The organism is Exiguobacterium alkaliphilum 12/1 (assembly GCF_000714435.1).
Classification (GTDB): Bacteria; Bacillota; Bacilli; order Exiguobacteriales; family Exiguobacteriaceae; genus Exiguobacterium; species Exiguobacterium alkaliphilum.
The window spans coordinates 80,188-99,482 of record NZ_JJMW01000069.1; the positions used below are offsets into that span (position 1 = coordinate 80,188).

Consider the following 19,295-nt stretch of genomic DNA (forward strand, 5'->3'; position numbering starts at 1 on the left):
ATAAGAGATGGAGGGGATGGAAGGATGAATCAAAATACGGAGCAACTCCGGACCGAGCCGATTGCGCGACTGTTGTTCAAACTGTCGCTCCCGGCGATGATCGGGATGCTCGTGACGGCGCTCTATAACATCATCGATACGATCTTTGTTGCACGTGGCATCGGGGCGTCAGCAGTTGCGGCGATTGGGATTGCGTTTCCGATTCAAATGATTCTCATGGCTGTCTCGAGCGCGGTCGGGTTAGGGGGCGCTTCCATCAGTTCCCGGAAGCTCGGAAAAGGAGATGACGCCGGCGCGGCCGTGACGTTTTTAAACGTGCTCGTCCTCGTCGGCGTGTTCGCCGCCTTTGCCGTCAGTTCGGCCTTCTTTATGCTTGATTCGATTTTGACCGTCTTCGGGGCGACGGCCGCCATCATGGAGTTGAGTCAACAATACTTATCTGTCGTACTGATCAGTTCTCCGTTCTTCATGTTCACGCTCGCGGCCAGTGCGATGGTACGGGCCGAAGGACAAGCGCCGTATCAGATGAAAGTCATGCTCACGACAGTCGTCGTCAACTTGGTGACAACACCGCTCTTCATCTTCACGTTCGGCTGGGGCATTTACGGTGCAGCTTGGTCAACCGCACTCGCTCAAGTCGTCGGTTCGGTTCTCATGCTGCGCTTTTTCTTCTCAAAAAATCGCCGAACGGCGCTCGACTTCCAATGGCGGAAGTTTCGGCTTCGTTTCGGCGAGTTGAAAGAGATTATGGCGATCGGGTCTTCGTCGTTCATCATGATGGTGTCGCAATCGATATTATTCGTTTGTGTCAACGTCATGCTCGGGACGTACGGTGGAACGGAGGAGTTGGCTATTTTCGCCATCATCAACAAGTTCATGGCACTCGTCGGCATGCCGATCATGGGCATCGTGCAAGGGATGCAACCGATTGTCGGCTATAACTTTGGCGCGCGCCAGTTCGAACGAATGCGCGAGACGATTTGGACGGCGCTTCGGGCCGGCCTCGCGATCGCCGTGTTGATTTGGCTGACACTTCAGCTGTTCCCGAACCCGCTCATGCGCATGTTCACGAACGATACCGCACTCATCGCCGGAGGGGTCACAGCGATTCATGTCCTGTTCGCCGCGTCGTTTTTACCGAGCGTCCAAATGCTCATCAACGGCATCTATCAATCGCTCGGCAAGGCACGGGTGGCGATGTTTTTATCGCTCTCGCGTCAGACGCTTTACACAATCCCGCTCGTGTTTATCTTGCCGTCTTACCTTGGCGTATTCGGCGTTTGGCTCGCGTTTCCGATTGCCGACGCGCTGACGTTTTTGACAGCGGTCGGCATGGCCGTCTGGGATCGGAAGCTTTTATTCCGCCCGGCAGAAGAGGAAGTCAAACAAGCGACCAACTTATGAAGCGACGTCCGCTCTTACAGAGCGGGCGTCTTCTTTTAAGAACAAGTATATCCCGCCGAGTAAGACGGCTGCCCCAATCAGCTGGAACGGGCCGAGCCGTTCCTCGAAAAAGAAGAAGCCGAACAACATGCCCCAGAGCGCTTCTCCGAGAATAGTGATGCTGACGACAGTGGCGCTCACACGGGCAAGCGCATAATTGAATAAGTTATGCCCGAGTAGCGTCGGGAAGAAGGCGAGGGCGATGAAATACCACCAGTTGACCGTCTCAAAGGCGACGAACGTCGTATCGCGAACGAGCAGCATGAAGCCGAGCACGATTGTCGCGACGATATAGACGCTAAACGAATAGTCGTTCGTCTTCATCTCCGTCCGGACGTGTTGTCCGACGAGCCAATAGCCGGCAATCAAGATAGCGGCCGCTAAAGCGAGCGCGTCCCCGATGAGTGCGTCCCGACCGAGCTGGAAATCACCGGCCGCGACGAGCATGCCGCCGAGAACGGCGACGAGGGCGAACGTGAGTCCTTTCGGTGTCGGTCGTTTTTTGAAGAACACGGCGTTCCCGATTAACACAAAAATCGGACTCGACGTGACGAATAGTGTCGAGCTCGCGACGGTCGTATAGTCGAGCGATAAGAACCATAACCAGAAATGGAAGGCGAGCAAGACGCCGCTCAGCCCGATCGCATAGCGGGTGTTCGTCCGCAAGGAGACGAGCGACCGATAATCGAGAAACGGCAACAGCATCAGGCTCGAGAACAACATACGATAAAATGCGGCCGTCTCGGCTGGTGCGGACGTCCATTTGACGAAGAGGACGCTCGTTGATAAGAAGAAGACGGCAGCAAAAAGAATCAGATAAGACAATCGATGGCCCTCCTTTTGTATGTATGTAATCCTCCTAATGATATAGTAAAATGACAGAGCGACCAACATAAACTCGAATCGTGGCGCAAACAATTGTAGTCGCGTCACAGAGGAAAGGAACGATATGAGACTAATCATTGCCGAGAAACCATCGCAAGCACAAAAGCTTGCGGCCCCATATCCGTCAAAAAAACGGAAAGAAGAGATTGAAATCTCGCCGTGTGCCCGTTTCCCGGAAGGGGCGATCGTCGTTTGGGCGGTCGGGCACCTGTGCGAGTTGCAAGAGCCGGCCTATTACCGACCGGAATGGAAGTCATGGAAGTACGAGGCGCTCCCGATCGTGCCGGACCGGTTCGACTATCGCATTTCGAAAGGGAAGTCAAAGCCGTTCCAGACGATCAAGCGATGGCTCCATGACAAGTCGATCACGGACATCATCATCGCCTCGGATGCCGAACGCGAAGGTGAGGCGATCGTCCGGCTCATCTTGCGGTTGGCCGGGAACAAGAAACCGCTCACGCGCCTTTGGATTTCCAGTTTGACGGAACAGGCGGTCGACCGTGGCTTCGCGAACTTGCTACCAGGGGAAGAGACGGTCCCGTACTATCACGAGGCGATGAGCCGGGCCTGTGCCGATTGGCTTGTCGGGATGAACGCTTCGCGTGCATATACGACGTTACTGAAGACGATCGGGATTGAAGACGTCTTTTCGCTCGGCCGCGTGCAGACGCCAACCCTCGCACTCATCGTCGAGCGGGAACGTGAAATAAAACAGTTCGTCCCAGAACCGTATTTTGAGGTCGAGGCGACGCTTCAAAAATCACGGGCGACCTTCAAAGCAAAATATACGGTCGGGAAGACAACGAAGTTGAAGACTCGGCAAGAAGCGGACGACGTCGTCAAACGCGCGTCCGGTCAAGCGGTCGTCCAATCGATTGATACGGAAGAGAAAATCGAACAACCGCCGTTTTGGTTCAGTTTGTCCGGCTTGCAAGCCGAGGCTGGGAAACGATTCGGGTTCGGTGCAAAAAAGACGCTCGATGTGGCCCAAAAGTTGTACACAAAAGGTTGGATCAGCTATCCGCGGACGGACTCCGGATTCGTGACGCCAGACGAGGCGACGCTCTTTCCGGTGACGAAGGCCCGTCTGTTGAAGTCTTCGGCTTATGCCGAGATCGCGCCTTTCTTGACCGAGAATCCGGCGTCCAATAAACGTTACGTCAACGCGAAAAAAGTGAGTGACCACTATGCGATCATTCCGACGGAGGCGTGCGGGGACGTGATGCGGTTGAGCGGGGACGAGGCGAAGCTTTACGATTTAATCAACCGACGATTCCTCGCCGCGTTCGCCAAACCGGCAAAGCTCGAGAAGACGACGGTCGATTTAGTGGACGGGAACGATTTGTACCGGGCAAAAGGGACGGTCGTCGTCAGCCCGGGGTATCGTCAAGTCGTCGAGATGAAATCAAAAGACGTCGAACTGCCTGCCCTTGAAAAAGGAGAGGTGCTCGCTGAACGAAAAGTCGAAGTACTGTCAAAGCAGACCGAACCACCGAAACGGTACACGGAAGGGGCACTCATCTTGGCGATGAAGGTCGCCGGCCGCCAGCTAGACGATGATGAGTTGATTCATATCATGAAAGAGGTCGAAGGGCTCGGGACGGAAGCGACTCGAGCGAACATTATCGACGGGTTGAAAAAGCGCGGGTACGTCATGCTTCAAAAGAAAGAGCTCGTCCCGACGGACAAAGGGCGACTGCTCATCGATGTCCTCGGAGACAGCATCCTTGCTTCCCCGGCGATGACAGCGAAATGGGAGAAGCGACTTCATGAAATCGGTCAAGGCGCGGCCTCTGCCGCCGAGTTCATCGATCAAGCGAAGAAGATGTCTATCCATCTCGTCGATGAGGCGAAAAATCGAGTCGGGTCAGCCAACCCGGAAGGCTATACGATTGAACCGAGACGCGGTTCGCGTAAAGGCCCGGGCTCGAGTCGTCCAAAACCGTCGTTCGGCGTATGCCCGAGCTGCGGGAAAGCACTCGTCGAGCATCCGAAATTCATCGGGTGTAGCGGTTTTCGAGACGGCTGCAAATTCACGATGTCGAAGCAAGTGCTCGGAGTCGGCATCTCGAAAGACGAGTTGAAGCAGATGATCGGTGGGGGCCAGTCGAACGTTCATACGTTTACGAAAGGGGAAAAGACGTTCAATGCCGCCCTTTATCTCGAGGAGGGGGCGCTTCGATTCGAGTTCAAATGAAAACAAGACCGTCCTCATGGGCGGTCTTGTTTCTCTTCTTGCTCTTTTTCTAAAATGCGGCGATTGATCTCGTCATAATCGAGGACGATGTCATCCTTGTTGTCTTTATAAGCGTACCCTTTTTGGATGACAACGACAGAGGCGATTAAGACGAGCAAGATAATCAAGCCGCTCACGGCGAATATCCATCCCATCCGGCATCCCTCGCTTTCATAATTCTAGTATGCCAAACTCTGCATCATTTCTCCACGCTTGAACCCGACGAACTGTCACAAGTTTGAAATGGGCGGACCGCCGAATAAATATGATACAATAACTCTTAGATGAACATTGACTGAGAAGGTAGGGATGAAGATGGCGATTATGATTGTGGATGATGAACCGGTCAACACGATGGTTCTCGAACAATTATTGCATCAACACAATTACGAGACAATCGCTGTCTCAAGCGGTGAAGCTGCGCTCGAGCTCCTCATGGATCCGCAGGCACCGTCACTGTATGATCTAGTCTTACTCGATGTCGAGATGCCCGGTATTTCAGGTATCGAGACGTGTAAGCGAATTCGTCAGATGGCCGGGTACGAAGAACTGCCGGTGATCATGGTGTCGGGGCGAACAGAAGAAAAACAAATTGCCGAAGGACTCGACGCCGAAGCGTCGGACTATACGACGAAGCCGATTAAAATTACGGAATTGCTTGCCCGGATTCGTTCGGCTTTGCGCTACAAGGCAGCCGTCGATGAACGAAAAAAATATGAGGCGCGACTGCAGTACGACCTCGACTTGGCGCAAAAGATTCAACAAAGCGCGTTGACGCCGCCAATCAGCAATGGTGAGATTGATGTGCGCGCGCTCTATTTACCGTCTAAAAAATTGGCGGGCGATATGTACGCTTGGTTCCAAGTCGCCCCGGACCGCTATGGCGTCATCATCTTCGACGTCATGGGGCACGGCGTCTCCTCGGCGCTCATCACGATGGGCATCCGTTCGATTTTGCCAGGGCTCGTCGGGAACGTCCAGTACCCGGTTGACGTCATGAGCGAATTGAACCGACAGATGACTTTCTTGTTCTCTGGGGACGACATGCAAAGTTACTTCACAGCCGTTTACTGTTACATCGATACGACGAACCGCCGAATCGAATACGTCAACGCGGGCCATCCGCCGGTCATCGTCACGTCAGATGAAGGCGTCTGTCACCTGGAGACGACCGGGGTGCCGGTCGGCATGTTCGAAGAACCGAACTATGAGGCGAAAGAGATTGAGATGCAGCCGGGGATGGTCTTGCATATGTACACGGACGGATTGATGGAGTGCTACAGTAAAGACATCGACGATGGCATCCGTTGGCTCGAGAAAGACATCGCCACATACGGTGTCGGCTATGCCGACCACGTCGCCGAACGTCTCGTTCCGAAAATCGAGATTGAAGATGACCTTTGTCTCGTCACGGTCAAACTCATGTAAGGTGATCGAAAAGGAGCGTCATTCCGGAAGGGATGACGCTCCTTTGTTTTCCTTGCTTCAGCCGCCCTGTCCGGCACGCCGCTTTCGTGTCGGCGGGCGTCGAGCCGTATCGCGAAACGCTGCTCGGTCTCGCTGATTCCCTAGTCGGTGTGCCCTAGGGTGGCGCGTCATTCCGGACGATGCTGGCTGTAACCAGCCAACATGGAGACGATCTCGCTGCTGTCCAACCTACCGAACATGAAACTGAGCCTGTATGTGGTCCTCTATGACCTGTTGATTCCGGCCGATGTCATGTAGCAAGTCGGGCCAGTCACCTTTATCACATTCTCAGACTCGAATAGATTGAGGCTTTATCTTCGGCATTCGAAGCCGAAGATAAAGACAAACGGCCACCGAATGGCAACCGTTTGCGTCGCTCGTCCGAGGCGCCCCGAATCCTGCAGGAAAGCAATCCAACGGAGACCCAGCAGCGATGCGAGTCGCGATGCGGCTCCGGGATTGCCTGCGGAAAGCGTGAGCGCCGGAAGGACGAGCGATGTTAGTCATGTTAGTCAACAAATTAAGCAACCACACGTAGTGATTGCTTTCTGTCTAAAAATACCGTTTCCGCCATAAGATGTAGAAGGCGAGGCTCGAGAATCCGAGCATGAGCGTGATGGCGATGACGAAGCCGATCTCTTGTCCTTCGAACGGCACTTCGACGTTCATCCCGAAAATCCCAGAGATCATCGTCGGGATGCTCAAGACGATCGTGATGGACGCCAAGAACTTCATGACGAAGTTGACGTTGTTCGAAATGATTGAGCCGAACGCTTCCATCTTGATGCTGATGATGTCGTTATAAATCGACGCCATCTCCATCGCCTGACGGTGCTCGACGAACACATCGTCGAGTAGCTCCTCGTCCTCTTCATGCTTCTCGAGACTCGGCGTCTTGACGATTCGGTCGAGGACACTGTCATTCGCCTTCAAGGACGTCATGAAGTAGACGAGAGATTTCTGTAAGTTCATCAATTGAAAAATTTCTTGGTTTCGCATCGATCGTTGCAACTCTTGCTCGAGTTCATCCATCCGCCGGTCGATTTGACGCAAAAAGCGCAAATACGTCATGCTGACGCGGTGCAGAATTTGAAAGACGAATCGGCTGCGATAGTTCGTCCGGAACAAGCGGGCTTTTCCGGTCGAAAACAAGTTCAATACGTCAAGTTCTCGTGAACAGACGGTAATGAAATGTCTCCCGGTCACGATGATACCGAGCGGGATCGTGTTGTAGGCTCTTCCCGTATCGTCTTCTTCAACGTACGGTACGTCGATGATCATGAGGAGGCCTTCATCATCTTTTTCAAACCGTGGTTTTTCTTCAATATCGAGCGGGTCATAGACGAAGTCTTCCGGGATGCCGGAGGCGGCGATGACTTGATCGGCCTCGTCTTTCGTCGGATTGACGAGCTGAATCCAACTGCCTTTTTCAAAGTCTGCAATCTCGTCGACATGTCCTGACGCGTCGGTCCGGTAAATCGTTAGCATAGTTCTCCTCCTACCTTAGCTCAACTTCATTATAGGTAGGCGTTTAGGGGAGCGCAATCGGAAAGAAGGAGATTTTTTCTTTTCTGGCGAAAACGTGCTACAGTGAGGAAGAATGGATTGACATTCAGACAAAGGAGGGATGGAGTTGTCACAAACGCCCAAGCATGCTCTGTTTAACGAAGAAAAGTTGGCGGAGCTCCATCAAATTGCCGGCGGGAATAAAGATTTTCTAACGAAAATCGCTCAAACGTACTTGAAACAGTTTGAGGACAAGTTTCCTGAATTGAAGCAAGCGGTCCAACGTGAGGACCACGAACAAGTCGAACAACTCGCCCACCTGTTAAAAGGTGCATCGTATTCGGTCGGTCTCGAACAGACGGCCGAACAGTTCCACACGCTCGAACGAGCGGGGGAAGAGGAGGTTTCGGACGATTTAGATCCGGTGCTCGATACGATCGAACAACAAATGGAACGATTTTCGGTGGAATGGGATGACCATTTCGACCGATTCAATTAAATCATAAGGGTCCCGCCATTCCTGGCGGGACCCTTTGTCTTAAGCGAGAAACTCGTCGAGCGTCGCAATCAAAATCCCGATTTCGGGTTTCGTGATTTGGGCGTTCGCACCGACAGCCTCTCCTTTATGTTTCAAATCGTCTGAGATGAGCGAGGAGAAGATGATGATCGGAAGGTCGCTGTACTGCTCCATCTCCCGGAGACGTTTCGTCAAATGCAAGCCGTCCATCTGTGGCATCTCGATGTCCGTGATGAGCAGGTCACAACTCGCCCCGTCCACCTCGAACGCCTCGAGTGCTTCCTTCCCGTTATTAAAGATCGTCGTGTTGAAATAGCCTGCATCGTCGAGCGTATCGATGATGAGCGTACGGAGCATCTCCGAGTCTTCGGCGAGCCAAATCTGTTTATGCGATCGTTCACGGGCACCGAGGCGTTTCACCGACTCCCGAGCCATGATGTCTTTTCGTGACAATTCGAGGGCGATTCGTTCGTAGTCAAGTAAGATGATCATTTGGTCGCCCGTCTTGACGACGCCGTTCGTGATGCCTTGCATGCCGCGCGCCAAGTCAGACGGCGTATCGATTTGTTCCCAAGAGATTCGTTTAATCTCGGTCACTTGATCGACCCGAAGCACCGACTTCTCACCGTTGAACTCACAGACGATTAGACGGTCGCCTTCGCCGACTTCACGCGGATGACCGATGACCATCGGCAAATCGATGACAGTCATCACTTCTCCACGTAGTTCGATGAGCCCCATGATGGCCTCCGGCGTCCCCGGCAGCGGGGTGAGCGGAAGCATTGTGATGATTTCTCTGACTTTCATGACGTTGATCCCGAAAATGAACGGGCCCGATTGGAAAATGACGATCTCAAGCTCATTCGTGCCTGCTTCAAGTAAAATGTTATGGTCCATGCTCATTCGTAGTCCCTCCTAGTTCACGTACTCTCTTCTTCTCTATCGGTCGAACGGGCCGGACTCTTCAGTTGAAAAGTGTCAATCTGGAGACGGATTTCACAAAAAGTTGCCACGTAACCGTTTACATTACATAAACTGAATCTTTATAGTTGTTCATCCGAATTAATTTTGCATACAATGGGGATGGCAACGAGATATCAAAGCTTACTCAGGAGGCAGATAGAGATTATGAGTATGAACACGTATCCATATTTAATCAATGGACAATGGCAGGAATCAACAACCAACGAGACGATTGAACTCGTTTCCCCTTATACAGAAGAAGTCGTCGGCAGCGTACAGGCAATGTCACGTGATGAAGTCGACGAAGCCATTCATGGCGCCAAACGTGCACAACAAGAGTGGGCAGCGCTTCCGGTCAACAAGCGTGCTGAACTCCTTTACGCATGGGCAGATAAGTTAGAAGAGCGTGTCGATGAGATTGGTCAAATCATCATGCGCGAAGTCGGGAAAAACTTGAGCGACGCGAAGAAAGAAGTCGTCCGGACAGCGGAAATCATCCGTTACACGGCTGAAGAAGGTCTTCGCTTCACGGGCGGGTTCATGCAAGGCGATTCGTTCCCGGGTGGTTCGAAAAACAAGATGGCAATCATTAAAAAAGAGGCGCTCGGTGTCGTCCTCGCCATCTCGCCGTTCAACTATCCGGTCAACTTGGCGGCAGCCAAGATTGCACCGGCACTCATCACAGGAAACGCCGTCGTCTTCAAACCGGCGACACAAGGCGCGATCAGTGGGGTGAAAATGGTCGAGGCGCTTCAAGACGCGGGTCTTCCGAGCGGTCTATTGAACCTCGTCACGGGACGGGGCTCGGTCATCGGTGACTATTTGACGTCGCATCCGGGCATCGACATGATCACGTTCACGGGCGGCACGGGGACAGGGCAACACTTGTCTCAACAAGCTTCGATGGTACCGGTCGTCTTAGAGCTCGGAGGGAAAGATCCGGCGCTCGTCTTAGAAGACGCCGACCTCACGCTTGCTGCCGATCAAATCGTCAGCGGTGCGTTCTCGTACTCTGGACAGCGCTGTACGGCGATCAAGCGTGTCTTTGTGCTCGAACACCAAGCGGACGAGCTCGTCGGTATGTTGAAAGAGCGCGTCGAGAAGCTCTCGGTCGGTTCGCCGGTCGACAATAGCTTCATCGTGCCGCTCATCGACAAGAAGTCGGCGGATTACGTGCAAGGCTTGATTGACGATGCCGTCAACAAGCAGGCGACGGTCGTACACGGCAACGAACGCGACGGCAACTTGCTTCACCCGACGCTCCTTGACCACGTCACACGTGAGATGCGTGTCGCATGGGAAGAGCCGTTCGGACCGGTCTTGCCGATCATCCGTGTCTCGTCACTTGACGAGATGATTGAGCTTACGAACGAATCAGAGTTCGGCCTTCAAGCGAGTGTGTTCACGCAAAACGTGAACAACGCCTTCACTGTGGCCGACAAGCTCGACGTCGGGACGGTTCAAGTGAACGGACGCACAGAGCGCGGCCCTGACCACTTCCCGTTCATCGGCGTGAAGCAGTCAGGTCTCGGCGTTCAAGGGATTGGACGCAGTCTCGAGACGATGACGCGCGATAAAGTGACGGTCATCAACTTATAATTTGTAAGGAGAGGAGACATCCTCTCCTCAGCTTGTTGACTAACCTCAATCGAATCGCTCGTCCTTTCGGCGCCCACGCTTTCCGCAGGCAATCCCGGAGCCGCATCGCGACTAGCGTCGCTGCTGGGTCTCCGTCGGATTGCTCTCCTGCAGGAGTCGGGGCGCCGTCGGACGAGCAACGCAAACGGTCGCCATCTGGCGGCCGTTTGTCTTTTTCTGAGGCCTCGATGGCCGAAGAAAAAGCCCAGATATGTTCTTCGAACCGATGAAAACGGGAAACGGTAGGTATGGACCGTCACCGCCTCCGAACAGGAAGGGGAATCAATCATGTACCGAGCCCACATCGCCAAACGTCATGAACCGATCCACACCGCGGCCTCGTTGGACCAGTTGGTCCCGAAAGACCACCTTGTCCGAAAGATCGACCGCCATGTCGACTTCTCCATCGTCCATCGTCTGTGTGCACCGCTCTATTCGAACACCGGGCAGCCCGGCATCGATCCGGAGATCCTCATCAAGATCATCCTCCTCGGCCCGTTGTTCAACATCCGGTCCGTCCGCCAGACCATCAAGGAGATCGAGACGAACCTGGCGTACCGATGGTTCCTCGGGTTCGGGATGGACGAGAAAGTCCCTGACCATTCGACGATCAGCCAAGCCTACCGGCGACGGTTCGCCGGGACGGACGTCTTCCAACAAATTTTTGACGACATCATCCACCAGGCGGAGGCGCATCACCTCGTCTCGGGACGGATCCTCCTCACGGATTCGACCCATATCCGGGCGAACGCCGGCAAGAAGAAGTTCGACAAGACCGAGGTCGACGCGGTCGTCACTGCGGTCGAGGACGAGCTGTTGGCGCGCGTGAACGAGGATCGGTCCGCGCACGGAAAAAAGCGCTAGAGCCCGCCGAGCCCAGCGAACCTAAAAAGAAGGTGAGCAAGGTGAGCCGGACCGATCCCGAGGCGGGCTACATGTATCGGACCCGGAAGCCGGAAGGCTTCTTTTGGCTCGTCCACCGAACGGTCGACGCAAAGTATAACTTCATCGTCGATGCCTACGTCACGCCGGGGAACGTGCATGACAGTACCGTCTATCTGGAGCGTCTAGACTACATTCTTCAGCATTTCGCCTTCCCGCTCGAGGCGGTGGCGCTCGACGCGGGCTATTTCTCAACGGAGATCGCCAAGTCGCTCGTCAATCGTGGCATCTATAGCGTCATCTCGAGACGCCGCTTCGGCGGCAAGAAAGGGAAGTTCCGAAAGTCCAAATTCACCTACCTCGCGGATGAGGACGCCTATCGCTGCCCGGCCCGCCAAATCCTCCGTTACAGCACGACGACCCGCCAAGGATACCGTCAATACGTGTCCGACCCGAAAGTCTGTCAAGACTGCCCGCTCCTCGAAAAATGCATGGAGAACGAGACGAACCGTCGGATCATCACGCGCCATTTGGACGAGCCGTTCCTCGAAGCGGTGAACAGAAATCGATTGACCGCATCCGGTCAATACCTATACCGTCTCCGGCCACAGACCGTGGAGCGCTCGTTCGCTGACGCGAAGGAGCTTCATGGGCTCCGTTTCACGTTCTACCGTGGGCGTGAGGCGGTCCAGCGCGCCAACCTGGTGGCAGCCACCGCACAAAACATGAAGAAGCTGGCCAACCTGTTGGCCTGGAGAGACCGTATACATACCATTTTTTCAATCTTGTGCCGGGCAGAGCGCCTCAAGCTCATCGAACCTAAAAAAGACGAACCAATCCGCGAAAAGCGAATTGGTTCGTCAACAGCCTGAGGAGAGGAGACATCCTCTCCTTTTTTTGTGTCATTGAAATCCAATCTTTCAGACGGGTATAATGGGTGGAGATAGGTGGAAGGGGTTGGGGGCACGTGGCGAACTGGATTTCGAGCCAATTGGCTAGATTGGACATACCGACGCCGTTTGAAGTCGGGAACGTGAACGTATACATCGTCGAACATATGAACCGGTTCTTTATGGTCGATTGCGGACCGGATACGGAAGAGGCGTGGACGTCGTTGAATGCACAGCTCGCAGAGTTGGAGCTGTCGCTCGAGTCGATCGACTTCTTGTTTTTGACGCACCACCATGCCGATCATGCCGGACAAGCGTGGCGCCTTCGAGACGCCGCGATTCCGGTGTATGGTCATGAAAAACTCGTCCGTTACTTGGAGCAGACACCGAACTTCATCAAGCGGGGTAATCAATTTCTGCACGATTTGGCCCATTCGTTCGGCACCCCCGAGTCGATTGTCGCCAAACTGCCCGACTATCGGGAAGCGCTACGTTGGATCGGCCCGACGACCGTGACGATGACGTTCGAGGATGGTCAGGCCGTCACACCGGACGGGGCGTGGCGGACGATTCACTTGCCGGGTCATGCGAGCGACCAGCTTGGACTCATCGGACCTGGCGGCGTCTTGATTGCCGGTGACCATCTGATTGACACGGTCGAACCGAACCCGCTCATCGAACAACCGTATGAAGGGGAAGGGTTTGCGTCGCCGGTGCTCTTGTATCTCGATTCGCTCCGTAAGCTGCAGACGTATGAGTTGAAGCTCGTCGTGAGCGGGCACGGCGACCCGATTCTTCACCCGATGTCGTTGATCGAGAATCGAATTTCACAGCGATACGACCGGAGCGAGCAACTATTAGGCGATTGGGTCGACGGATTGAGCGTCTTCGATTGGTCGATGCGCCTTTATGGGCGTAAGATGCGCCGGGCGATGCCGCTCGTCTTCAGCGAAGTGTTCGCCCGTCTGACGTTGCTCGAAGAACGTGGCCACGTCGAACGAATTCTCGTCGACCGGAAATGGACATATGAACGGACAAAGGAAGTGGAATGGTGAAACATATCGTGATCACAGGTGCGTCAAGCGGCTTTGGTGCCGCATTGGCGCACTGTTTTTATGAACGAGGTTACAAGTTGACGTTAGTGGCGCGAAGCGAGGAGCGGCTGAAAGGCTTGGCCAAACAACTTAACGCAAATTGGCACGTCGCCGACGTCATTACGAGCTATGACACGCTCGTGTCGGAAATCGAACAGGCTTACGGACCGATTGACGGTTGGGTGAACAATGCCGGAATCGGCGAGTTCGATGCGGTCGTCGATCAAACAAAAGCCGTCATCGAAGAGACGATGATGTTGAACGCGACGGCGCCGATGGTCCTGTCACGCGACTGTGCGAAGCGGATGCGTGCCGGTGGGACGATCGTCAACGTCTGTTCCCAGGCAGCGAAAGTGCCAACGCCGAAGTCGGCGGTCTATGCCGGTTCGAAAGCGGCCCTTCTCCAATTTTCAAATGCACTCCGGCTCGAGCTCAGACCGCGAGATATTCACGTGCTGACCGTCAACCCGGGACCGATCGCGACTCCGTTCTTTGAACGGGCCGACAAGAGTGGGCGGTACGAACAGAGCGTCAAACGAATCATGCTATCTCCTGACCGGTTGGCCCGGCGCGTCGTCAAGGCGTTTGAACGGGCCGAACGGGAAGTGAACGCCCCGTGGTGGATGAATGCAGGCGCAAAAGCGTATGCGATGTGCCCGGTCTGGTTCGAACGGCTCGCAAAACGGGGATTTGATAAAAAATAGAGAACTAGGGGGAACATGAATGAACCGATTACGTATAGCCGGGCTCGTGCTCGTTTTATTTTTAAGTGCGTGTGGCGCGGAACGTGCGGAGGTCGCGGGGACATACGATGAGGCGGCTGAAACCGCGAAAGGGACGACCGTCAACTTTTACTTATGGGGCGGTGACGAAGGCATCAACCGCTACTTGGATGAATACGTCGCACCTCGACTCGCGTCGTCCCACGACATCGAGTTGAACCGTGTGCCGATGGATACGGCCGAGTTCGTGCGACAGCTGTCGCTCGACAAACAGGCTGACCGTGAACGCGGGACCATCGATTTGATGTGGATCAACGGGGACAACTTCCGGAACGCCGCCGATGCGGACTTGCTGACAGGCGGCCTGTTAGAGCGGATTCCGAACGCGTCACTGTTGAACGAGACGGCGCAAGCGACCGATGCGGGTACGCCGACCGATGGCCTCGAAGTCGCCTGGGGCAACGTACAATTCGTCCTTCATTACGATGCGGATTACGTCAAAAATCCGCCCGAAACGTTCGAACAACTCATTCGATGGACCGAGGAAAATCCTGGCCGTTTCACGTATCCTGAAGTGACGGACTTCACAGGTAACGCCTTTATCCGTCATCTGCTATATGCGGAATATGGAGAGTCTTTACGTGACATGGAGACGATTCCTGAAGCGTTTTGGGACGAACTCGCCGCCTGGTCACCGAACTTGTGGAAACAAGGCGAGACGTATCCGAAGTCGCTCGCCCAGCTGGACCAACTGTACGCAAACGGTGATGTGTGGATGACGATGGGCTTCAATGAACGTCGAGCTGAGGCGGAAGTGAACGCCGGCGTCTTCCCGGACAGCACACGCGCGCTCGTGCTTGATCATTCCATCGCCTCCACGCACTTCCTTGCCGTACCGTTCAACGCACCGAACCCGAACGGCGCCATCGTCGTCATCAACGAATTGCTCGCCCCGGAAGTCCAGCTCATGAAACAACAGGACACATACTGGGGCGACGGGACGTCACTCGACCTCGAGAAGCTCGACGAGGGTGACCGGGAAGCCTTTTTGGCGCTAGATGCAGGCCGCACGTATCCGGACCCGGAACGGTTGAGCGAGCGTCAAGTCCCGGACTATGGACCGAACGTGATCGACCTCGTCCGAGAGGGTTGGACACGTGTCGCGCGTTAACGTCTTCGTCAGCCTTATCGTCGCATCGTTGCCGCTCACGGCGATTTTGTTCTTATTCCGTGGGGCAGTCGGTACCGACATCGTGGCACTCGCACAAGATGAGGCGTGGCGCGCGAGTCTAGGCGTCACGTTATATGTGACGCTCGTCTCGACGTTCTTCTCGCTCGTGCTCGGGACGTTAGCGGCCCGAGCCGTCTACGTGACGGGGCAGACGTGGCTCTTGACTTGGTTGAAGTGGCCGTTGTTCGTCCCGCACATCGCGGGGGCGTATTTGTTTTATTTATTGTTTGCCGGGGGCTTCCCGTTTTACGGACTGATTGAATCGAATGAACGGCATCATCTCGTCGTCATCTTGACGTATATATGGAAAGAAGTCCCGTTCGTCTTTCTCATGGTGCTCGGCACGTATGCCCAGCTGAACGCCGGCTATCGCGACATGGCGAAGACGCTCCAACTGAGTCGTTGGCGCCAGTTCGCCGTCGCGGAATGGCCATTTCTGATGAAGCCGCTCCTCGACTCGTTTTGGATTTTGGTGGCGTTCGTCTCGTTCGCGTACGAAGTGCCGGCGCTCCTCGGTGTCACGTTTCCGAAACTCTTCGGCGTTCTCGCCTATGACCGGTTGACGACCGGCTTGTTCTTGGACGAGAGCGAGGCGTATGCCGTCGCTCTCATCTGGACGCTCTTCCTCTTCGTCGGCGTATTGATTTCATACGCATTGACGGCGAGGCACCGGCGTCGAATTGAGAGAGGGGTGAGACGATGAGACGTCTCTTTGTGCTCGTGCTCATCTTGTCGCCGTTCCTTGGATTGCTCACGACCGTGCCGACCTTGGTTTGGGACGATGCCATCGTCAACACGGTCGTCCACGTCGTCGTCATCGCGAGTTTGAACGTATGGCTCGCCCTCGGGACGGCGTGGTGGATCCTGTTCACACAATCTAAGTGGCGCACGTTCGTCGAATGGTTCGTCTTTTTACCTTTGTTCATCCCGGCGCTCGCGGGTACGTTCGGCATGTATATCGCGCTCGCACGGTTCGGACTCATCGGTACAGACATCGGCGTGCTCATCGTGCTGCTCGTCGTGACGTTGCCGTACTCGATTCGGCTCGCCTATAACGCGATGTATGTGATCGGGCGACCGATGTTCGAACAGGCGCTATTTTTACCGCCGCTCAGACGGTATCGTGTCGTCTTGTTCCCGCTTTTAAGCGGGACGATACAGACGATTGTCCTCATGTCGACGGTGATCGTGCTCGGTCAGTTCGTCCTCGTCCAACTGATCGGGGCAGGACTCGTGCCGACCGTGACGACGAGGCTGTATCAAGTTTATGCGGGGAATGATATCGCGCTCGCGTTACAACATACGTGGCTCTTGATTCTCATTCCGGCGGCTTTATATATCGCCATCGGCTTTGGGGTGCGCATGGGCGTGAAGTTCGTGAAAGGAAGGTTATGATGGGCTTACAATTGACGAACATACAAAAGCGATTTAAACGACGTGACGTGTTGGCAGGCGTCGACTTTTTTGTGCGGCAAGGGGAGATACACGCCCTTGTCGGCACGAGCGGGTCCGGGAAATCCACACTGTTGCGCATCATCGCCGGTCTCGAGACGCCGGATGTAGGGAACGTCACATGGAACGGGGCGGCTCTGCTCGGTGTCCCGGCCCACGAGCGGAAAATCACGTTGCTGTCGCAGACCCCGCTCTTGTTCCCGCATTTGACGGTCGGCGAGAACGTGTTGCTCGCAATCCCTGAACGCTCACGCGAGCAGGCAGAGCACTGGCTCGCACGCGTCCGACTCGCCGGCCGTTACGACGATGAAGTGCACACGTTGTCAGGTGGGGAGGGACAACGGGCCAGCTTTGCCCGGGCGCTCGCCGCCGACCCGCGTCTGATTTTACTCGATGAACCGTTCACGAACCTCGATCCCGATTTGAAGTATGAGCTGCAACAGTTGATTCGTGAGGTGGTAGGCGAGCTTGGTCTGACGGCGCTACTCGTGACGCATGACCGGGAAGAGGCGATGCTCGTCGCGGACCGGGTCACGTTACTCGACGGCGGAACGGTTCATGCGACCGGGACACCACGAGAATTGAGTGAGACAGAACCGACGTTCGGTGATTTCATCGAATTTGAAGGCGAGATGTATCCACTGACGCAATTCGGCGTGTTTGACGACGAGGACGGGGAACGGGTCGAATTGACCCGTCATCTCGTCAAGTTCGGTGTCCGGCTCGGTGAATATCGACGTTCGAACGGGGAGTATGTGATCTTGCCGTCGGACGTGTCGTACACGACTGGCCGAGCGTATTCGTTACGGAAAAAATAAGGAGTGGTTTTATGTTAGATACGTATGGTAGCCGAATCGTCCGTCCCGTCGTCGAACGCGGGGCCGATCGGTTGTTGAAATGGAAGTTTACGCCGAACGAGGTGACCTTACTCGGCGGCATCGTCGGGGTGTCGGTCGGCTTCTTCATCTATAACGATATGCACTGGACGGCCGTCATCTTGTTATGGCTGTCAGGACTGTTCGACGTATTGGATGGGACGATGGCCCGGCGTTCCTCGAAGACAGGATTCGGGACGGTGTTAGACCTTGTCGTGGACCGTCTCGTCGAAATCGCGGTCGTCATCGCGCTCGCTTTGCGGTACCCGGAGCATATGACCGTGTTTCTGTTGCTCCTTGCCTCGTTCATCGTGGCAATGACGGTGTTTTTGGCCGTCGGCGCGAGCAGTTCTCGTCGGTCGGAAAAGACGTTTTATTATCAGCCGGGGATACTCGAACGGACCGAATGCTTTATCTTGTTCAGTCTCATGATTTTGTTCCCGAGCTTTGTCGGGGTCATCGCCACGATTTTCTTGATTCTCGAAGTGGTGACGATCTCTCAACGGATGCTCGAAGCCCGGCGGATTTTACGATGAAGCCGCGTCTCGTTCTCGTCGGTCTCGGGCACGGCCAACTTGAGATTCTGGACCGATTCGACGAGTTGCAAAAGTCGTATGACGTCAAATATATCGGCGGAGAAGAAGCGATCTATACCGGTGCCTTCCCCCAAGTCATCGCCGGAGAACTGACGGACGCGACCGTTCACTTGAGACAAGACGTCAAACCGATCGCTTCGCGACTCGTGTCACTTGACCCGATCAGCCGCGTCGTGAAAACAGAGACGGGCGAGGTCCCGTATGACGTGCTCGTCCTTGCGACGGGAGCGGTCAGCCGTGGTGTCGGGCTGGACATTAAGCCGATGACGAAGGAAGGATTGGCAAAGATCGCTTCGAGCGATGCTGTCACGATTGTCGGGGGCGGCAAGGCGGGCGTCGAACTCGCTTTCGCATGCATCCGGACGAAACGTCACGTCACGCTATACGCCTCTGACGTCTTGTCGGATTTGCCGGCCCGTGTGCAACGGACGATAAAGCGACACCTCGTGAGGAGCGGTGTCACCCTCGTATTGCGTAAATACGAGAGGAATGTGCTCCAAGACGGTCTCGTCCTTGATGCGTCAGGCGTCGTACCCGATGGTTGGTGGCGAGAAGCTCGACTCGCAAAGGCGGGTGCGTTCATAGAGACGGACCGTTATTTGAGACACGCTGACTATAAACAAATCTTCATCACCGGCGACATGGCCTCAAGGTTGAACGGCGGCGTCGATGCGGTCCGTTCCGGGCGACACGTCGCCGCCTATTTGCTCGGAGACCGCCGACCGTTCCGGGAGCGGACGTCACTCAATATTTTATTGACGCTACCCGGACAGGCGTTGTTGACGTACGGGAAGTGGACGTGGCACGGACGTCTCCCAAATCATGTGAAACGGCTGATTGATTCACGCTACTTGAAACGGTTCCATTCATGAAAAAAGACGGCCGCAGCCGTCTTGTC

The 19,295-nt window shown here is 54.9% G+C and carries 17 protein-coding genes and 1 pseudogene; 14 read left to right on the top strand and 4 right to left on the bottom strand.

Going from position 1 to position 19,295, the window contains the following annotated elements; translation table 11 throughout:
- Positions 1-24 precede the first annotated feature (24 nt).
- The gene (locus RT52_RS14910; RefSeq protein WP_034818144.1) at positions 25-1,404 is read left to right on the top strand and encodes an MATE family efflux transporter; all 1,380 of its coding nucleotides are present in this window, start codon (positions 25-27) and stop codon (positions 1,402-1,404) included.
- Here RT52_RS14910 and RT52_RS14915 read toward each other — a convergent pair.
- Positions 1,399-2,268 (bottom strand): DMT family transporter, encoded by an 870-nt coding sequence (locus RT52_RS14915; RefSeq protein ID WP_034806014.1) that lies wholly within the window; start codon positions 2,266-2,268, stop codon positions 1,399-1,401. The genes RT52_RS14910 and RT52_RS14915 overlap by 6 nt on opposite strands.
- 124 nt (positions 2,269-2,392) lie before the next feature.
- On the opposite strand from RT52_RS14915, the gene RT52_RS14920 reads away from it, so the two are divergent.
- Positions 2,393-4,525: a DNA topoisomerase III gene (locus RT52_RS14920; protein WP_034818146.1), complete on the top strand. Its 2,133-nt coding sequence runs from the start codon at positions 2,393-2,395 to the stop codon at positions 4,523-4,525.
- Between the two features lie 14 nt (positions 4,526-4,539).
- Here RT52_RS14920 and ytzI read toward each other — a convergent pair whose 3' ends face one another.
- Positions 4,540-4,719 (bottom strand): YtzI protein, encoded by a 180-nt coding sequence (gene ytzI / locus RT52_RS14925; protein ID WP_034806018.1) that lies wholly within the window; start codon positions 4,717-4,719, stop codon positions 4,540-4,542.
- A 154-nt stretch (positions 4,720-4,873) separates the two neighbouring features.
- On the opposite strand from ytzI, the gene RT52_RS14930 reads away from it, so the two are divergent.
- Entirely contained in the window at positions 4,874-5,992 is a 1,119-nt protein-coding gene (locus RT52_RS14930) for a PP2C family protein-serine/threonine phosphatase (protein ID WP_245175568.1), read from the top strand.
- Positions 5,993-6,583: 591 nt separating this feature from the next.
- Here RT52_RS14930 and RT52_RS14935 read toward each other — a convergent pair.
- Entirely contained in the window at positions 6,584-7,519 is a 936-nt protein-coding gene (locus RT52_RS14935) for a magnesium transporter CorA family protein (protein ID WP_034806021.1), read from the bottom strand.
- A gap of 139 nt (positions 7,520-7,658) precedes the next feature.
- On the opposite strand from RT52_RS14935, the gene RT52_RS14940 reads away from it, so the two are divergent.
- Positions 7,659-8,036: an Hpt domain-containing protein gene (locus tag RT52_RS14940; protein ID WP_034806023.1), complete on the top strand. Its 378-nt coding sequence runs from the start codon at positions 7,659-7,661 to the stop codon at positions 8,034-8,036.
- A gap of 39 nt (positions 8,037-8,075) precedes the next feature.
- On the opposite strand, the gene RT52_RS17135 is transcribed toward RT52_RS14940, so the two are convergent.
- Positions 8,076-8,957: a chemotaxis protein CheV gene (locus RT52_RS17135; protein ID WP_034805146.1), complete on the bottom strand. Its 882-nt coding sequence runs from the start codon at positions 8,955-8,957 to the stop codon at positions 8,076-8,078.
- Between the two features lie 222 nt (positions 8,958-9,179).
- Here RT52_RS17135 and RT52_RS14950 point away from each other — a divergent pair, with 222 nt between their 5' ends.
- The 10 genes and pseudogenes from RT52_RS14950 to RT52_RS14995 all read left to right on the top strand — a co-directional run bounded on the left by RT52_RS14950 (position 9,180) and on the right by RT52_RS14995 (position 19,269).
- The gene (locus RT52_RS14950) at positions 9,180-10,616 is read left to right on the top strand and encodes an NADP-dependent glyceraldehyde-3-phosphate dehydrogenase (protein WP_034818292.1); all 1,437 of its coding nucleotides are present in this window, start codon (positions 9,180-9,182) and stop codon (positions 10,614-10,616) included.
- 327 nt (positions 10,617-10,943) lie between these two features.
- A pseudogene (locus RT52_RS16275) lies at positions 10,944-12,289 on the top strand (IS1182 family transposase); the annotation flags it as partial.
- A gap of 215 nt (positions 12,290-12,504) precedes the next feature.
- Positions 12,505-13,482, top strand: a complete 978-nt coding sequence (locus RT52_RS14960; RefSeq protein WP_034818149.1) for an MBL fold metallo-hydrolase — start codon at positions 12,505-12,507, stop codon at positions 13,480-13,482.
- A complete protein-coding gene (locus RT52_RS14965; RefSeq protein WP_034818151.1) occupies positions 13,476-14,225 on the top strand; it encodes an SDR family NAD(P)-dependent oxidoreductase in 750 nt (249 codons plus the stop codon). Before RT52_RS14960 ends, RT52_RS14965 begins: the two co-directional genes overlap by 7 nt.
- Positions 14,226-14,244: 19 nt before the next feature.
- Positions 14,245-15,414: an ABC transporter substrate-binding protein gene (locus RT52_RS14970; RefSeq protein WP_034818153.1), complete on the top strand. Its 1,170-nt coding sequence runs from the start codon at positions 14,245-14,247 to the stop codon at positions 15,412-15,414.
- The gene (locus RT52_RS14975) at positions 15,401-16,177 is read left to right on the top strand and encodes an ABC transporter permease subunit (RefSeq protein ID WP_034818155.1); all 777 of its coding nucleotides are present in this window, start codon (positions 15,401-15,403) and stop codon (positions 16,175-16,177) included. The genes RT52_RS14970 and RT52_RS14975 overlap by 14 nt, the downstream gene beginning before the upstream one ends.
- Positions 16,174-16,869 (top strand): ABC transporter permease subunit, encoded by a 696-nt coding sequence (locus RT52_RS14980; RefSeq protein WP_034818157.1) that lies wholly within the window; start codon positions 16,174-16,176, stop codon positions 16,867-16,869. Before RT52_RS14975 ends, RT52_RS14980 begins: the two co-directional genes overlap by 4 nt.
- Positions 16,869-17,744 carry an ABC transporter ATP-binding protein gene (locus tag RT52_RS14985; RefSeq protein WP_034818159.1) on the top strand — a complete coding sequence of 292 codons (876 nt, stop codon included), beginning with the start codon at positions 16,869-16,871 and terminating at the stop codon, positions 17,742-17,744. Before RT52_RS14980 ends, RT52_RS14985 begins: the two co-directional genes overlap by 1 nt.
- Positions 17,745-17,755: 11 nt before the next feature.
- Positions 17,756-18,337 carry a CDP-alcohol phosphatidyltransferase family protein gene (locus RT52_RS14990; protein WP_034818163.1) on the top strand — a complete coding sequence of 194 codons (582 nt, stop codon included), beginning with the start codon at positions 17,756-17,758 and terminating at the stop codon, positions 18,335-18,337.
- Positions 18,334-19,269, top strand: coding sequence for an FAD-dependent oxidoreductase (locus tag RT52_RS14995; RefSeq protein WP_034818165.1), 936 nt, complete (start codon positions 18,334-18,336; stop codon positions 19,267-19,269). Before RT52_RS14990 ends, RT52_RS14995 begins: the two co-directional genes overlap by 4 nt.
- Positions 19,270-19,295: the final 26 nt, after the last annotated feature.

What these genes read in the sequence shown, in the direction of transcription:
- RT52_RS14930 (WP_245175568.1), top strand. Translation starts at nt 4,874, where the DNA reads ATGAAGATGGCGATTATGATTGTGGATGATGAACCGGTCAACACGATG.
- RT52_RS14965 (WP_034818151.1), top strand. Translation starts at nt 13,476, where the DNA reads ATGGTGAAACATATCGTGATCACAGGTGCGTCAAGCGGCTTTGGTGCC.
- RT52_RS14985 (WP_034818159.1), top strand. Translation starts at nt 16,869, where the DNA reads ATGGGCTTACAATTGACGAACATACAAAAGCGATTTAAACGACGTGAC.
- RT52_RS14980 (WP_034818157.1), top strand. Translation starts at nt 16,174, where the DNA reads ATGAGACGTCTCTTTGTGCTCGTGCTCATCTTGTCGCCGTTCCTTGGA.
- RT52_RS14940 (WP_034806023.1), top strand. Translation starts at nt 7,659, where the DNA reads ATGGAGTTGTCACAAACGCCCAAGCATGCTCTGTTTAACGAAGAAAAG.
- RT52_RS14990 (WP_034818163.1), top strand. Translation starts at nt 17,756, where the DNA reads ATGTTAGATACGTATGGTAGCCGAATCGTCCGTCCCGTCGTCGAACGC.
- ytzI (WP_034806018.1), bottom strand. Translation starts at nt 4,719, where the DNA reads ATGGGATGGATATTCGCCGTGAGCGGCTTGATTATCTTGCTCGTCTTA.
- RT52_RS14910 (WP_034818144.1), top strand. Translation starts at nt 25, where the DNA reads ATGAATCAAAATACGGAGCAACTCCGGACCGAGCCGATTGCGCGACTG.
- RT52_RS14920 (WP_034818146.1), top strand. Translation starts at nt 2,393, where the DNA reads ATGAGACTAATCATTGCCGAGAAACCATCGCAAGCACAAAAGCTTGCG.
- RT52_RS17135 (WP_034805146.1), bottom strand. Translation starts at nt 8,957, where the DNA reads ATGAGCATGGACCATAACATTTTACTTGAAGCAGGCACGAATGAGCTT.
- RT52_RS14970 (WP_034818153.1), top strand. Translation starts at nt 14,245, where the DNA reads ATGAACCGATTACGTATAGCCGGGCTCGTGCTCGTTTTATTTTTAAGT.
- RT52_RS14935 (WP_034806021.1), bottom strand. Translation starts at nt 7,519, where the DNA reads ATGCTAACGATTTACCGGACCGACGCGTCAGGACATGTCGACGAGATT.
- RT52_RS14995 (WP_034818165.1), top strand. Translation starts at nt 18,334, where the DNA reads ATGAAGCCGCGTCTCGTTCTCGTCGGTCTCGGGCACGGCCAACTTGAG.